The following is a 14,295-nucleotide window of genomic DNA, read 5'->3' on the forward strand; positions in this document are numbered from 1 at the left end:
ATTTGAAAGCGATTTCTAGCGAGAAAGGCGCATGAAAAAAAAGCGTGGATTCGTTCCAACCGTTCCCTCTCCCGCGCCTACTTATTAGGTGAACGCCGTCGACGAAGGAGGCCGAATACCGTTCATGAACCCATTGACCCGCAGCGCCGAGGAGGCTGCCGCCGAATACTCCCGTATGATTTTCGGCTTCGCGTTGTCGAGGACCGGGCATGCGCAGGATGCGGAGGACTTGGCGCAGGAGATCCTGATCGCGCTTGTCTCTTCGCTGCGATCGGGGAGAACGATCGACCATATGCCGGGCTGGGTCTATCGCATCTGCTGCTATACATGGTCCAATTACGTGGCCAAGCATAAGCGGCATTGGCGCAGCTCCGAGCTGGATGATGCTTCGCTCATATCGGAAGATCTCCCCGTGGCGGATCGTCTCGCGGAGGAGGAAACGATCATGGAGCTGAAGCGAGAGGTTGCCTACTTAGGCCGGGTGCATCGGGAAATTTGCGTGCTGTATTACTACGACGGGCTGGCGGTCGGAGCCATTGCCGGGAGACTTGGGATTCCGGCCGGAACGGTAAAATGGCATCTTTTCGATGCGCGGCACAAAATTCGGGAGGGATTCACAATGTCGTCCGCATCCATGGAACAGCTGCAATTCCGTCCGGTGCGCCTTCGCGTCGGACATAACGGAATGCCGGGTCCGCACGGGGAACCGAACGCGTATTTCAGTTCGCTGCTCAGCGGCAATCTTTGCGCGGCCATCTATGACCAACCGCTGACGGTCGAGCAGATTGCCCGCAAGCTCGGCGTCGCCGCGGCCTATATCGAGTCGGAGCTCGAGAAGTTCGAGTACGCGGATTTGATCACGAAGGTCGCGGGAGGGAAATACCGGACCAACTTCATCATCGAGACGAAGCAGTCCCTGGCACGGCAAAATGCGCTCCTGCTGGCTGCGGCGGATGACCTCGCGGACCGGTTCTACGAGGCGGTCGAATCCCGGCTGCCAGCGCTGCGCGCGCTCGGCTTTCACGGCAGCGAGCTTGCCGACGAGCTGCTGCTCTGGACGATCCTGCCGTATGCGGTGTGGCGGCAGCATGGCCGGATCAAGGATGCGGCTTATTTCGCCGCGATGGCGCCCGATGAGCGCAAGGATGGCGGCAAATATGCCGTCAGCGCCAGCATCGTCTACCCGCAGGAAGAGCTGGAGCGCCAGCCCGGCTACGAGATCGTGCGCAAATTCGCAGCCAACGGCATTAAATCGCGTTCGGACGGCGGCAGCCATCATGGGCTGCAAATGGAGACGTGGTGGTCGGGCCTGACGTGGCGGGATTTCGATGCGCCGGATCTGGTCGACATGCGCCACATCGCCGATTTGATCGACAGCGGCGCTGCCCATACCGACTACGACAAAACGATCATTAGCCGGATGGCGGCCAAAGGCTTGGCCAAGCAGCAGGACGGCAAGCTGTCGTGTCTCGTGCCTTTCTTCCGGGCGGAACCATTCGAAGCGTTCAGCCGGCTGATCGACGAGGCGCTGCTGGAAGCGGGCGCGATGGCCCGGCTGGAGCAGCTGAACGATGATTTCGTTGCGCTGTTGACGCAGTCCGTTCCGCCTGCCATGAGCTGCAAAGAGATTAACAATCGTGCCTATAACGACAGCATGGGCATTACGTTTGCGGTCATGGAACGGCTCGTCCGCGGCGGCCGGCTGGCCGAGCCTGCGAAGGCGGATCAGGCGCGCCTGACGACGCTGATCTGGCAAACGAAGTAAGGGATCGGCTGAGTTTGAAGAAATACCCGGACATCAACGGAATCACCCAGCTCGGCGAAGCGAACCATGCGCAGCTCGATGCGCAGATACGGCGTCCCCCGTGATTTCGCGCAGCGCGTCATGTGCTCGATGCGATCGGCAAGATCGGCCGGGCAAACGGAGCGGCGCTGTCGAGCCGGTTCGGCATTTTGAAGGGCACCGTATTGAAGCTGGCAATGCGCCTACCGCGGGCGGTCTGATCGTGACCGATTCGATTCCGGGTAACCGGAAGGAGAGCTGGCGCTGCGCGCCCAGGGGCGTTCGTTTTCTCGGCGAACCGCAGGAGGTACTTTGGGGTGCCGAAGCCATGGTTGAGGAACGGTAACCGGATCGATCTGATGGAGCACAACGGATTTTGAACGGAACAGAGAGTGACATTTACAATTACCGGAAGCCATGCTAAGCTGAACTTCATATAGCGACGCAACATAGAGCCGAAAGCATCGGGAGATTTCCTCGTCCAGCAGGGACGGGGGGATCTCCTTATTTGCATTTCACCCGGTTATGCGGCTATCGGCCGCTTAACGCAGTCTGCCGCGCCGCACTCGCTTGAGAGTGGCGCCGAAGACGCGAATGTTCACCGCGTGCGCTGCAGGGGAACAGGCGAGTTTCTGTTTCCTTGTATTCCAAAATTTAGCATAACTGTTATACTGAAAGGGTGGTAAACGACGATGATCCGACTTGAAAAGCAGGACGAATTCCGGCTTGCCGTGCGATTTCCTTTTAACCGTGCCTACGTCGACGCGATAAAAGCGATCCCGGGAAAAGCATGGGAGCCCGAGCACCTTCGCTGGACGATCCCGTACACGCTGAATGCGCTGATGGCGTTCAAAGAACGGTTCCCGCGCGATGCGGTCGAAATCGATGAGATGCTGTCCGCCGAATGCCCGACATTGGACGAGTGGGAACCCTCGGCGCAGGCGGCGAATGCCGATAGCTTCGATCCGCTGCTGCGGTGGGACGAGAACTACGAGGAGCTGCTTCGCCAAGCGCTGGCGCTCAGAGGGTACAGCCCCAAGACCGTCAAGGCCTATTGCAGTCAGCTCGAACGCTATTACCGCTTCCTTGGCGAGCATCGATTGCACGAGGGCGACGAGGCCGTCCGGCAATATTCGTTGTCCATGCTCGACCGCGGTTGTTCCCATTCACATGTCAACCAGGCGCTCAGCGCGATCAAATTTTACGCGAACCGAGTGCTGTAGGGATCGGCAATGGCGCCGTTCATCCGACCGAAAAAGGAACACAAGCTGCCCAACGTGCTGTCGCTAAATGAAGTTCTGCTTATTCTCCAAGCCTTGCCTAATCCGAAGCATCGAGCGCTGGTGTACGTCACCTATTCTTCGGGCCTACGCGTGAGCGAGGTGGTCCGCCTACGCCTAAGCGACTTCGACCCCGAGCGGAAAACGCTGCGCGTCCGCCAAGGCAAATGCCGCAAAGATCGGCTCACCCTACTGTCCGACGCTGCCCATGCGATCGTTATAGGGTATGTCGAGCAGGCTCAGCCCCGCGACTACGTCAGCACCCGCGACATCCGCCGCATCAAGAGCCCGCTGGACCAGTTGGGAGAAATGGGGGATATCGGAGTATAGGAGGAGCGAGCCGAAGTGGAACGACTGTCCTTCTGAGCGGGGAGCGAAATTAAACGCTGGTAAAGGCAAGGAATCACAAAGGGGAGGCTATGTGCCGCTGCTAAAGATATTGGATGCTGGCTCAAGATGACGGTAACTTCACCTAACACCGTATTCACGCTTCGGGGCATTCGCCCCTCGGTCCGGCCGGAGCAAGAAGTAGATTCGATGATGAATTATCAGCAGTGAGGAAGTGAATCAGCCGGACACATCCCATAGATTAAGTGCGCTGTCGCGCACCCGGCAGCTTCGCTGCCTTAAGTCGCTGGGACGTCGTGAACACAAGAACGTTAGCAGAAATTGGTGCAGTGCATTTTATAGATTGAGGTTTTATTTTATCGTGAGTATTTTTACTTTATTTGTAATTTAATATCAATTTCAAAGGAGAAACTTAATGAATATCATAGTATTTAAAGCAATTCAAGAAAGGCATGTAATCGAGTTTCATTATGAGGGAAGAAAGAGAGTTGTAGAACCTTTTTGTTATGGAATAAGTTCAGCAGGACATGATATTCTTCGAGGATTTCAAATAAGGGGACTTAGTCAATCAGGTAAACTTGGCTGGAGATTATTTAGATTAGATAGAATGAATTTTATTAATAGCTTAGATGAGCATTTTGAAGGAATCAGGAAAGACTATAATCCCAATGATCCAGATATGACTAAAATATTCAACAGAATATTTTAGTAAATCGGGGAAGGCACCAACATCAGCTAACACCATATTCACGCTTTGGGGCATTCGCCCCTCGGTCCGGCAGAAGTTGCACTTTTAAGAGCACTTTTAAGGATTCTAAAGGAATTTTTTGAGCACGGGTTTTTAACCCTTTTAACTAATTATTCTTGAAACATGTTGAAGCCCTGAGGGAGTATCAAAGAATTGTTTGAAAAGATAAAAATAGTGTGAGAATACTCGAGAGGTCGAAGGCATCGGATAACACCGTATTCATGCTGAGGGCTGACGCCCTTGTTCCGGACCGGAGTAGACGTGCCGAGGGTAATTCAGCCGGACAACCACTGCGAGCCTAAGTCTGACGACCCGTTCGCTATCGCTCACTTAAGGCTCTCGGGTTCGTGAATACCAAAACGTTATCTGAAAGATACGGAATGATTATTTTTGAAGGGATGATTAAATTGAAGCCAGGGTTAATAGTTTTTCTAAATGGAACTTCAAGTTCCGGAAAGACTTCCATATCGACTGAACTATTAAACCAAAATGAAATCTCGTTTTATCATTTATCAATTGATGATTTTTTTAATGGATTGTTTCATGACTACATTAATTTCATTAACACCAAATATGCAGAAGATGTGCAAGGCCCGACCCATATAATTATTGAACCATTGATTACTTTGTTTTATTCAACAATTAAATTTATGTCGGTAATGGGAACGAATATCGTTGTAGATACAGTAAATGATACTGACGAACGATTTAATACATTTCTAGGTTTATTAATGGATCATCCTGTACTGCTTGTAGGAGTAACTTGCTCGAAAGAGGAGCTAATTAGGAGAGAGAAACTAAGGGGAGATAGAGAGATTGGTTTAGCAATCTCACAGTATGATAAAGTTTATTGCCTTAATGAGTATGACCTTGAACTAAATACTGAAACCTTGAGTCCGGATGAATGTGCCAATTTGATATTAAATATTATTAGATCAAATCGTGAATATTCTGCTTTTAAGAAGTTAAATAAAAGAAGTGTTGGTGTTTCATAGAAGCCCTAACCTTCAGATAACACTATGTTCACGCTGCGGGCCATTCGGTCCTCGGTCTGGTAGAAGTTAGAAGAGGATTCAGGGGAAGCATATTCAGTCGGACACATTCAACTCCCTAACCGCGTCGCGGCCGCCCTTCGGGCTTAAGGGAGTTGGACGTCGTGACGAAACCGCTTGAATTTATTTATTCATTAATAGGAGATGTCTAGGATGACTTTTGAACAATTCAGGGCGTATATGTTTAATTTATTTGGCCATCTCTTTACAGACTTTGAAGAAAAAGAAGAATATGGTTTTCACAACTTTTCATTAGATTATTATGAAAGAATAGGCTATTCAACCAACATTACTCCTGAGATAGTATTGCAGGCTGCAAGTAATGATGTTCAACTAATTATCACGCATCATGATGCTTGGAATTTCGTTTATGGAATGAAAGAAGAATGTATCAGGCTATTAAGAGAGTACAAGATTGCACACTTTTTTGTGCATTTGCCTTTGGATTATAGTGATTTTGGAACATGCAATTCAATGTTTAGAGCGTTAGGAATAAATAACATTGTACAACAATCTCATCAATATGAAGGGCGAAGTGCAATTGGTATTGGAGAGTATGATTCCCCGCTGTCATTAGAAAAACTTATCGAGAAAATGAAATCTGTATTAGGTGAAAGCGTATACGTTCAAAAGAATAACGACAAAGAGATAAGAAGAGTAGGTATGATAACGGGAGCAGGGAATGGAACGAATCAATTGAGAGAAGCCTTGAATAATAATTGCGATGTCTACATAACTGGAGAAAAGACGCTATACTCAGTTCAATATGCGAAGTTCATTAATATGAATATGATTGTAGGAAGTCATACCTTTACTGAAATATTTGGTGTAGAAGCTTTGGCGAAAAAACTAAAATCTGAATTTAAAGAAATTAATTTATCACAGCTTTATGAAGAGCATATTGAGGTAATTGGATAATTAAATTAGATATAGTTTGTATAACAAGAATGATTGTAATTCAAGGGGAAGCGGCATCGCTTAATACCGCATTCACGCTTCGAGCACTCGCCCTCGGTCCGGACCGAAGTAGGGAAGCCTGGAAGTGGAGTCGGCCGGACACACCCGACTCCGTCGGACGTCGAGAATGCAAGAACGTTATAGGAAATCGGGGCAAATCTAAAACCAAGGAGAATCTATGTTAGGCGCCATAATTGGAGACGTAATTGGCTCAGTATTTGAATGGCATAATAACAAATCTACAGAATTTAGTCTGTTTAACAGATTTACCAGATTTACGGACGACACTGTTTTGACAATAGCAATTGCTGATGCGGTATTAAGTAGACAAAAACATAAAAATCAACTATTTGACTATTTTGCTGGTAAGAAGCTCACGCGGCAGGCTTACGCCCTTGGTCTGGACCGGGGGATTTCTGGGGAGTGGATTCAGCCAGACAACTCCTGTGAGGCTAAGTCTTCGACCCGCGCCTTAAGCCTTTCGGGTTCGTGAATACAACAACGTTATGCGCAATTTCCTTAAAGCATCATCAAAACAAACAAAGAATAGGTGAATCTCTATGGAGAAAGAACTTATTAATAAGATAGCCTTCATAACTGGTGGGAGTTCAGGTATAGGAAGAGCAACTGCACAATTATTAGCTCAACGAGGAGCTAATGTATTTATGGTTGATATCGATGAGTGTGGGGGAGAAGAAACAATATCATTAATAACAGCTGAGGGAGGGACAGCTGTCTTCCATAAAGCCGATATTACCAAGGAATTTGAAATCCAAAGATCGATAGAAAAATGTATAAATGAATATGGGAGAATAGATTCTGCCATTAATAATGCAGGCATATGCATCGGATCAAAGACAGCAAAATATTCGGAAGAAGATTTTGATAGAGTAATACAAGTAAACTTAAAAGGAACATGGTTATGTATGAAACATGAGATCATATTCATGAAGAAACAAGGGTATGGATCTATTGTGAATACCTCATCAATAGCAGGACTTGTAGGACTGAAACATCATGCTGCATACGTGGCAAGCAAACATGGAATAATTGGTTTAACCAAGACAGCAGCAGTTGAATATGCTTCAAACGGTATAAGAATTAATGCCGTTTGTCCAGGTACAATAAAAACAAGTTGGGTAGGAGAGAATACCAGAAGTTTAGATAGATTGCATCCAATGGGACGTATAGGGCAACCAGTTGAAATAGCAGAAGCCATTTGCTGGTTAAGTTCTGATAAATCTTCGTTTATGACAGGTCAATCATTAGTGATAGATGGAGGAAGAATTGCAGGAGAATAGGAAGTTCTAGGTATATCAAGGAAGGAGGAAACTGCGCATAACACCGTATTCACGCATCGGGCCATCCGGCCCTCGGTCCGGCAGGGGTATTTCGAGGAAGTAGTGACAGCCGGACAACCCTGCACTGGCTAAGTCCATCGGACCTGGGCTGGCGCCCTTAAGCCAGTGAGGGTTCGTGAATACAAAGACGTTAGATGAAACTGCCTAAAGCCTAAAAAGAAGTAGGTGCCCAAAAGTGACAAAAGCTAGATTAATCCAAGAAAAAGAATTAGAAGATCTTCTAATATTGTATAAATTCCTTCAACCTAGTGATCCTGAATTGAATAGATGTAAAGACTTATATGAACATTGGAAAGACATATTAAATGATAAGAATATGAATATTATAGTTATTGAACATAATGAGGTAATTGTTGCATCTTGTGTATTAGTTATCATTAAAAACCTCACTCGAAATGCAAGGCCATATGGATTAATAGAGAATGTAATAACTCATCAAGACTATAGAAGACATGGGTTTGGGCGAATGGCCTTAGAAAAGGCCAAGGAAATTGCTGAATTGAAGAATTGTTATAAGTTGATGTTAATGACCGGTTCCCATCGTGAAGAAGTACATAAATTTTATGAAAGCAGTGGATTTATAAAAGGTAAGAAGACTGGATTCATAATAAATATGTAAAAAGCACTTGAAAGTAGATTCGAAGAAGAGGCAGCATCATCTAACACCGTATTCACGCGGCGGGCATTCGCCCTTGGTTTGGACCGAGGAATTTCGGGGAAGCGGATTCAGCCACACCACTCCTGCGAGGCTAAATCTTCGACCCGGCTCCCTTTGGTCACCTTAAGCCTCTCGGGTTCGTGAACACAAGCACGTTAAGCGAAATTGCGAAATCTTAAGTAAAGAAATGTATAGGGCAATAATTGAACCATTTAAGTAATATGTTTTATGGAGGAGCCTTATTGAAATCTTTAACAATTAGAACACTTATATTTACAATGCTTTTTATACCGACTTTCATAACCATGTATTTACTATTGAAATTCTATCCACATACCGGGCTAGGAAGAATCATATCTCTGCCGGCTACTATTCTATTAAATATAGTGATAATACTAATAGGAATTAGAATCTCAATGAATAGGGCAAGAAGTTCTACTGTTTTTATTTGGATATTAATTATTTTAATAACTATAAGTGTCGCAATCATTTTGTATCCACAAGATTATGGACCTCATGTCATTCAAAAGATTTGGAAGGATGTAAGTGACTAAAATAAAGGAAGACAATTTGAAGGTGTTTCAAAGAAGTAGGCAACATCGCTTAACACCGTATTCACGCTGCGGGCTGATGTAGAAGTACCGAGGGTGGATTCAGCCGGACAACCCTGCACAGCCTAACCGCATCGCGGCCGTTCCCGTTGATCACTTAAGGCAGTGAGGGTTCGTGAATACAAGAACGTTAAGCGAAACCCCTGGAATGACATCATTTTAACAGACTCTTCTATTATTGCATCGCAAACTTGATGCGCTCCACACTCTTTATGACAAACTCGACTTAAAAGACCTTTAAATTCTAAGGGAATCTTAGCCTCTAGGCATCGAGAACCTTGATGCTCTTCATCTCTGTATAGAGAAATTGGAAAGAATCATTAAAATACCAGATTGAAAGACCAGATGAAGGATTTCATTTGAAAGGCATTTTTAAAAGACATTTAAAGGCGATAACGAATAGAACAAATTGGAAGAAAAATGAAGTAAAATTGGATTCATTTGAAAGAAGAAGAGCGATTGTGGAAGTAATTCGAGAGGTCAGGGGCATCGCTTAACACCGCATTCACGCATCGGGCTGTCGCCCTCGGTCCGGATCGAAGTTGAGAAACCTGGAAGTGGATGCAGCCGGACACACCCGACATTCGTCGGGCGTCGAGAATGCAACAACGTTATCCGAAACCTTCGAGGGCATATTAAAGACATATTAAGATAGCATCAACAACACGAAGAACAGAATACACTAGTCGCGCCAGCAAGCGAGAAAATGGGTAACCCCCTTCGCCACCGCGGCGCTTTTTTATGAAGATAGAAAGTGCCAATCCACCAAAGATGGGATACAATACCAGTTAAGAGCACTTTTAAGAGCACTTTTAAGAGCACTTTTAAGAGCACTTTTAAGAGCACTTTTAAGAGCACTTTTAAGAGCACTTTTAAGAGCACTTTTATGACAGAACAATATTGCTTATATGATCCAAGAAAACCATCATCTTTTATTGAAATAAAACCGGAAGATTATCAAGATGTTAAAGTGGCAAAGACTAGTCTGCAGATATTTTTATATATGGAAGAAAAACTTAACTTTGTAGTCGAAAGAAAAGGAAATAATGGAAATATCATTATCGAATTTAGTCATTCCTCTAGCCAGTGTTGAATGGACCCTTTATGTGAATGAAATACATAGGATAAACCGCAGAATAATTTACTTATTGACACCACATCTAAAATGTACTTGGATAGTATTGTTCATGATTTAAAGATGGTTTGTATTGATAAACCAGATATAGTAACCGTATTCGAGAAACTTAAAAATAATGAGTATGACAATGTTATGGGTTATAGAGTTATGGAAGCAATAAGAAATTATGTTCAGCATAGAGGCCTACCTATACATGCGATTTCACATAAAACTAGTAAAACTGTTGATGATAGAATAAAACACTTAATTGTACCAACTTTAAGATTAAAGGATATTGAGAATGATAGTAAATTCAAGAAAAAAGTGCTTGAAGAATTAAAACTGGCAGGAGACACCGTAGACATTAGACTTTACATTCGGCAATATATTCAATCATTTTATAAATTCCAAAAATTTATTAGGGACATATTAATAGAAGATGTTGTTACAGCTGATGAGGTTTTTAATAAATATTATACGTTATATGAACAAAGTTATGGTAAAACCACGTCATTAGCAGTTTCACGTTTACATTTAGATAAATTCCATATAGAACCAGTGCAATTTTTAAGTGATGTAATCAAACGTCGCAGAGGCATTTCGTGGAAGCCGATTCAGCAGACAACCCTGCGAGGCTAAGTGGCGGAGCCACCAGGCCCTAAGGGGCCTTAAGCTTCTCCGGTTCGTGAATACAAGAACGTTAGACGAAATCATCAATCAGAGAGGAAGAATTATCAATGACCTTAGGGAGATTTCAAAGTTATGAAGAAAGATATGCTGGAGGCTCTCAATCATATATTAAATTTCAAATTAGTTTTTATCGCTCCAATTTATTGAAATCTGTTGCAATAGCAAGCATTGAAACAGAAATAGAAAAGCTAGAAGGAATTGTTTCTAAACTATCTGAAGCTAAAGATAGTAACGGAACAAGCGATAGTAAGGAAAGTAAAAATAAAAATGAAAAACTGGTGGCAGTCGAACTTAATGAAGATCAATTTGAGTTTCTTAGTGGAGTAATGAATTTCACTCATAAGGAACATGTCATTTTAGATACATATCTTTATTCTGTACTTGTTGTTTTTCTATGGGGCGCCTTTGAAACGTATATTACATCAGTATTCAATGAATTATTTCACTTAAAGCCAAGTATGCTTAAGAGCAATGAAACACTTCGTTATGAGGAAGTCATTGATAATTTGAACGATCCATTAAAATTGATTATGAATAAAGAATTAAACAAGATCGGCCACTTTAAGTTAAAAGAATACATTGAATACTTAAAAAACAAAATCAATGTAAAATTTGAGGATGAACTAGAAAGTACACTTTCTGAAATTTATTTGATTCGAAATATTATTGCTCATAATACGGGTAAGGTAAGAGATGATTTTGTAAAGCTGCTACCAAAAGAAATTAAAACTATTGATAACGAAATTATCGTTACAACCGAATATTTTGAAAAGGCTAAAGACACCATTAGTAATTCCGTAGAAATAATTGAAAAAATGGTGCGAGATAGCTTCTTCAAGAAGCAGATTGATGACATCGTCTAACACCATATTCACGCTTCGGGCCATTCGGCCCTCGGTCCGGCTGAGGGATTTCGAGGAGACATTTCAGTCGGACACACCGTTCCCCCTAAGATAAGATCTATCTAAGGGGGATCGGCGTCGTGAATACACGAACGTTATATGAAACCTCATGCAAACAATAAATTAAGGTGGCTCGATGATGATATTTCAAAAATTCAAGATAGTTCTGGTAAGTATTTTATTAGTGTTATTTGTTCTTTTCCTTGTGTTTTTCACTTACAAAATGATGAAAGATAACCACTTAGATTCCCAATATGTTAGCGGACTTCTCGGATCAATTGTGGGTGGAGTATTTACTTTAACCTCGGTGTGGTTGACAACAGAACTACAGGAAGTAAAAAAATCATTTGATGGTCTACCTATAAAAATCCGAAAATTATCTCAATTGAGTAATGTTCTATGGAGATTAAAGGAAGAAGTGGGGCAAGATAATGTTTCTGACATAAACAAGCTTAATTCTGAGTTGCTAGACCTAGCAGCTGAAATTGATGGGAAAACTTATTCTTCAGTACTTACATTAAGAGAGCTATTGTTGAAATACTATTACGAGAATATTAATTGTCGAGACAATAGAAATGATTTTGGTGAACACGTACTTATTAAAACAGAGGAATACATTTCTTTGAAATCTAGAGTTTACGAGATGATTCTAGAGAAATATAAAAACATAATAGGATATGAAGAGCTCCTTACAAACAAGTATAAATAAAACGATTGCAAGTAACTCAAAGAATGCATTTGGCATCATATAACACCGTATTCACGCTGCGGGCTTACGCCCTTGGACCGGACCGAAGTAGAAGTGCCGAGGTTAGATTCAGCCGGACAACCCTGCGAGGCTAAGTCTGGCGACCGTTCCCTTCGTTCACTTAAGCCTCTCGGGTTCGTGAATACAACAACGTTATATGACATTACCCAGTGATTATTTTTAAGGAGGGACAAAACAAAGTGCATGAGAGAATTCAAGTAAAACTAACTGTTGATTTAACACAATATCTCAATGGCCTTGTGGCTGGAACTGAAGGTTATACAATTGGGAATTATGGGATTTGGTCGCGAGCTAACGATAATTTTACGGGAGTACATTTTCCTGGGTTAGGTTCTCTAGATGTACTTTGGTCTTCTTTGGAAATAATTGATCAAAAATATTTAGAGGAAATGGAAATCCAAAGAAAGCAGAGGTTAGAAGAATTCAAAACCGCTAAAAACATAACTAAATATGTCGGGCCGAGAGGCGGATTTAAAGGTTTGAGTTTTGAATATACAAAATCTAATGGGACATCCGTTTCTTACTCAAATGGATTTAAACAAGAATCAGAAAAATTAATTGAATATTTTAAAGAGTTAAATTTGGAAATTGAAGAGAAATTAAGATAATTTGAATGTGTTTGAGATGCTTGGAAGTGGAATCAGACGGACACACCCGACTCCGTCGGGCGTCGAGAATGCAACAACGTTATATGACATTCTCCAAGTGCCTGAAGGGAGGAAAAACCTAAATGCAAAACCTGTCATATTTAGCGCAGCTTCTCAAACAAAAAAATGAAGTAGATAAACAAATTGCATCAATTTTAGGGAGACCAGCGATACTTGGTCATACAGGAGAATTTATTGCCTCAAGAATCTTTAATATTACTCTTCAAGAAATGGCCAACTCAAAAGGCATTGATGGATATTTTAATAATGAGCCCCTTCAAGGCAAATCTGTAAATATTAAGTGGTATACCAAAGATTCAAGAATGCTAGATATAAACCTAAACGGATTACCGGATTACTATCTCGTTTTGACTGGCCAAGAAAATTATTCACTGGGATCTTCAAAGGGAACTCATGCACCGTGGCTTATTAAAAGGATTTATTTGTTTAACACAATCAAGGTAATAGAGAATCTAAAGGATAGGAAAGTAAAAATCGGAACTGCAACAAGTATTATTAAATCAATATGGGAACAAGGCGAAATATACCCAAAAAACATCAATAAAGACATATTACTATCGAGTGAACAAAGGGAGTTTTTAAGTCTATTCGATGAAGTGGGGAATGTCATATAACACCGCATTCACGCATCGGGCATTCGCCCTCGGTCCGGATCGAAGTTGAGAAGCCAGGTAGTAGAGGCAGCCGGACACGCCCGACTCCTTCGGACGTTGAGAACGCAACAACGTTATATGTAATTTCTGTAAATGTATTTATATCTGTTCCTTTAGGTGGGATATTTTGAAATCAACAATCTCAATTATTATATATCTTGGGATAGGTTATATTTCTCTTGGTCTTTTGAAGCTTATGGATGTAATAAAGATTGAATTCAAATTCATTTTCAGTTTCTCATTGGCTGGCTTTTGGTTCATTTTATATGATTTGTTTTTATTCATTTTAGAAACGAATACTAGTCGAAATCGATATATAAGTTTTGGATTAAGAGGAGGCAGGCAGTTATCTTTATTTTTAGCCATATTTACAATTGTGGTTGTACCGTTTAGTCCAATGAAATGGAACAATAACTTACTCAAGCAGGTTAATGACTCATTAGTATTTATAGGATTAGGTCTAGTAATAATTTTAATTGGAATGAAAACTCATCGGGAACTAAAGCAATCTAAAGAAACAATTTAGTGGATTCGAAGATGACATCAACTACATATAACACCGCATTCACGCATCGGGCATACGGCCCTCGGTCCGGACCGAAGTTGAGAAGCCTGGAAGTGGGTGCGGCCGGACACACTTGACATTCGTCGGGCGTCGAGAATTCAACAATGTTAGACGAAATTCTATTGCGAAAGGC

General features: G+C 42.7%; 16 protein-coding genes. All 16 read left to right on the plus strand.

Features of this window, described 5'->3' with window-relative positions:
* Window positions 1-124: 124 nt before the first annotated feature.
* Window positions 125-1,765 (plus strand): RNA polymerase sigma factor, encoded by a 1,641-nt coding sequence (locus GXP70_RS07840; RefSeq protein WP_162355934.1) that lies wholly within the window; start codon window positions 125-127, stop codon window positions 1,763-1,765.
* 710 nt (window positions 1,766-2,475) lie between these two features.
* Window positions 2,476-3,006, plus strand: coding sequence for a phage integrase N-terminal SAM-like domain-containing protein (locus tag GXP70_RS07845; protein ID WP_162355935.1), 531 nt, complete (start codon window positions 2,476-2,478; stop codon window positions 3,004-3,006).
* 9 nt (window positions 3,007-3,015) lie between these two features.
* Window positions 3,016-3,393: a tyrosine-type recombinase/integrase gene (locus GXP70_RS07850; protein ID WP_162355936.1), complete on the plus strand. Its 378-nt coding sequence runs from the start codon at window positions 3,016-3,018 to the stop codon at window positions 3,391-3,393.
* A gap of 433 nt (window positions 3,394-3,826) precedes the next feature.
* Entirely contained in the window at window positions 3,827-4,120 is a 294-nt protein-coding gene (locus GXP70_RS07855; protein ID WP_162355937.1) for a WYL domain-containing protein, read from the plus strand.
* Window positions 4,121-4,566: 446 nt separating this feature from the next.
* Window positions 4,567-5,154 (plus strand): chloramphenicol phosphotransferase CPT family protein, encoded by a 588-nt coding sequence (locus GXP70_RS07860; RefSeq protein ID WP_162360358.1) that lies wholly within the window; start codon window positions 4,567-4,569, stop codon window positions 5,152-5,154.
* Window positions 5,155-5,364: 210 nt separating this feature from the next.
* Complete coding sequence (locus GXP70_RS07865; RefSeq protein WP_162355938.1) at window positions 5,365-6,129, plus strand: Nif3-like dinuclear metal center hexameric protein; 765 nt, start codon at window positions 5,365-5,367, stop codon at window positions 6,127-6,129.
* Between the two features lie 217 nt (window positions 6,130-6,346).
* Window positions 6,347-6,661 carry a hypothetical protein gene (locus GXP70_RS29540; RefSeq protein WP_192043428.1) on the plus strand — a complete coding sequence of 105 codons (315 nt, stop codon included), beginning with the start codon at window positions 6,347-6,349 and terminating at the stop codon, window positions 6,659-6,661.
* Window positions 6,662-6,728: 67 nt separating this feature from the next.
* Window positions 6,729-7,469 (plus strand): glucose 1-dehydrogenase, encoded by a 741-nt coding sequence (locus tag GXP70_RS07875; protein WP_162355939.1) that lies wholly within the window; start codon window positions 6,729-6,731, stop codon window positions 7,467-7,469.
* Between the two features lie 235 nt (window positions 7,470-7,704).
* Window positions 7,705-8,148, plus strand: coding sequence for a GNAT family N-acetyltransferase (locus GXP70_RS07880; protein WP_162355940.1), 444 nt, complete (start codon window positions 7,705-7,707; stop codon window positions 8,146-8,148).
* Window positions 8,149-9,684: 1,536 nt separating this feature from the next.
* A complete protein-coding gene (locus GXP70_RS07885; RefSeq protein ID WP_162355941.1) occupies window positions 9,685-9,891 on the plus strand; it encodes a hypothetical protein in 207 nt (68 codons plus the stop codon).
* Between the two features lie 177 nt (window positions 9,892-10,068).
* Window positions 10,069-10,554, plus strand: coding sequence for a hypothetical protein (locus GXP70_RS07890; RefSeq protein ID WP_162355942.1), 486 nt, complete (start codon window positions 10,069-10,071; stop codon window positions 10,552-10,554).
* Between the two features lie 98 nt (window positions 10,555-10,652).
* Window positions 10,653-11,468, plus strand: coding sequence for a hypothetical protein (locus GXP70_RS07895; protein ID WP_162355943.1), 816 nt, complete (start codon window positions 10,653-10,655; stop codon window positions 11,466-11,468).
* 178 nt (window positions 11,469-11,646) lie between these two features.
* Window positions 11,647-12,216: a hypothetical protein gene (locus tag GXP70_RS07900; protein WP_162355944.1), complete on the plus strand. Its 570-nt coding sequence runs from the start codon at window positions 11,647-11,649 to the stop codon at window positions 12,214-12,216.
* Between the two features lie 239 nt (window positions 12,217-12,455).
* Window positions 12,456-12,884 (plus strand): hypothetical protein, encoded by a 429-nt coding sequence (locus GXP70_RS07905; RefSeq protein WP_162355945.1) that lies wholly within the window; start codon window positions 12,456-12,458, stop codon window positions 12,882-12,884.
* Window positions 12,885-13,006: 122 nt separating this feature from the next.
* A complete protein-coding gene (locus tag GXP70_RS07910; protein WP_162355946.1) occupies window positions 13,007-13,558 on the plus strand; it encodes a DUF6998 domain-containing protein in 552 nt (183 codons plus the stop codon).
* A 166-nt stretch (window positions 13,559-13,724) separates the two neighbouring features.
* The gene (locus GXP70_RS07915; protein WP_162355947.1) at window positions 13,725-14,123 is read left to right on the plus strand and encodes a hypothetical protein; all 399 of its coding nucleotides are present in this window, start codon (window positions 13,725-13,727) and stop codon (window positions 14,121-14,123) included.
* Window positions 14,124-14,295: the final 172 nt, after the last annotated feature.

This window comes from Paenibacillus lycopersici (genome assembly GCF_010119935.1).
Classification (GTDB): domain Bacteria; phylum Bacillota; class Bacilli; order Paenibacillales; family Paenibacillaceae; genus Paenibacillus_Z; species Paenibacillus_Z lycopersici.

Bases quoted from the DNA above. Each gene is read 5' to 3' on its own strand.
- GXP70_RS07900 (WP_162355944.1), top strand. From the start codon at position 11,647: ATGATATTTCAAAAATTCAAGATAGTTCTGGTAAGTATTTTATTAGTG.
- GXP70_RS07895 (WP_162355943.1), top strand. From the start codon at position 10,653: ATGACCTTAGGGAGATTTCAAAGTTATGAAGAAAGATATGCTGGAGGC.
- GXP70_RS07865 (WP_162355938.1), top strand. From the start codon at position 5,365: ATGACTTTTGAACAATTCAGGGCGTATATGTTTAATTTATTTGGCCAT.
- GXP70_RS07890 (WP_162355942.1), top strand. From the start codon at position 10,069: ATGGGTTATAGAGTTATGGAAGCAATAAGAAATTATGTTCAGCATAGA.
- GXP70_RS29540 (WP_192043428.1), top strand. From the start codon at position 6,347: ATGTTAGGCGCCATAATTGGAGACGTAATTGGCTCAGTATTTGAATGG.
- GXP70_RS07845 (WP_162355935.1), top strand. From the start codon at position 2,476: ATGATCCGACTTGAAAAGCAGGACGAATTCCGGCTTGCCGTGCGATTT.
- GXP70_RS07910 (WP_162355946.1), top strand. From the start codon at position 13,007: ATGCAAAACCTGTCATATTTAGCGCAGCTTCTCAAACAAAAAAATGAA.
- GXP70_RS07875 (WP_162355939.1), top strand. From the start codon at position 6,729: ATGGAGAAAGAACTTATTAATAAGATAGCCTTCATAACTGGTGGGAGT.
- GXP70_RS07850 (WP_162355936.1), top strand. From the start codon at position 3,016: ATGGCGCCGTTCATCCGACCGAAAAAGGAACACAAGCTGCCCAACGTG.
- GXP70_RS07840 (WP_162355934.1), top strand. From the start codon at position 125: ATGAACCCATTGACCCGCAGCGCCGAGGAGGCTGCCGCCGAATACTCC.
- GXP70_RS07855 (WP_162355937.1), top strand. From the start codon at position 3,827: ATGAATATCATAGTATTTAAAGCAATTCAAGAAAGGCATGTAATCGAG.
- GXP70_RS07885 (WP_162355941.1), top strand. From the start codon at position 9,685: ATGACAGAACAATATTGCTTATATGATCCAAGAAAACCATCATCTTTT.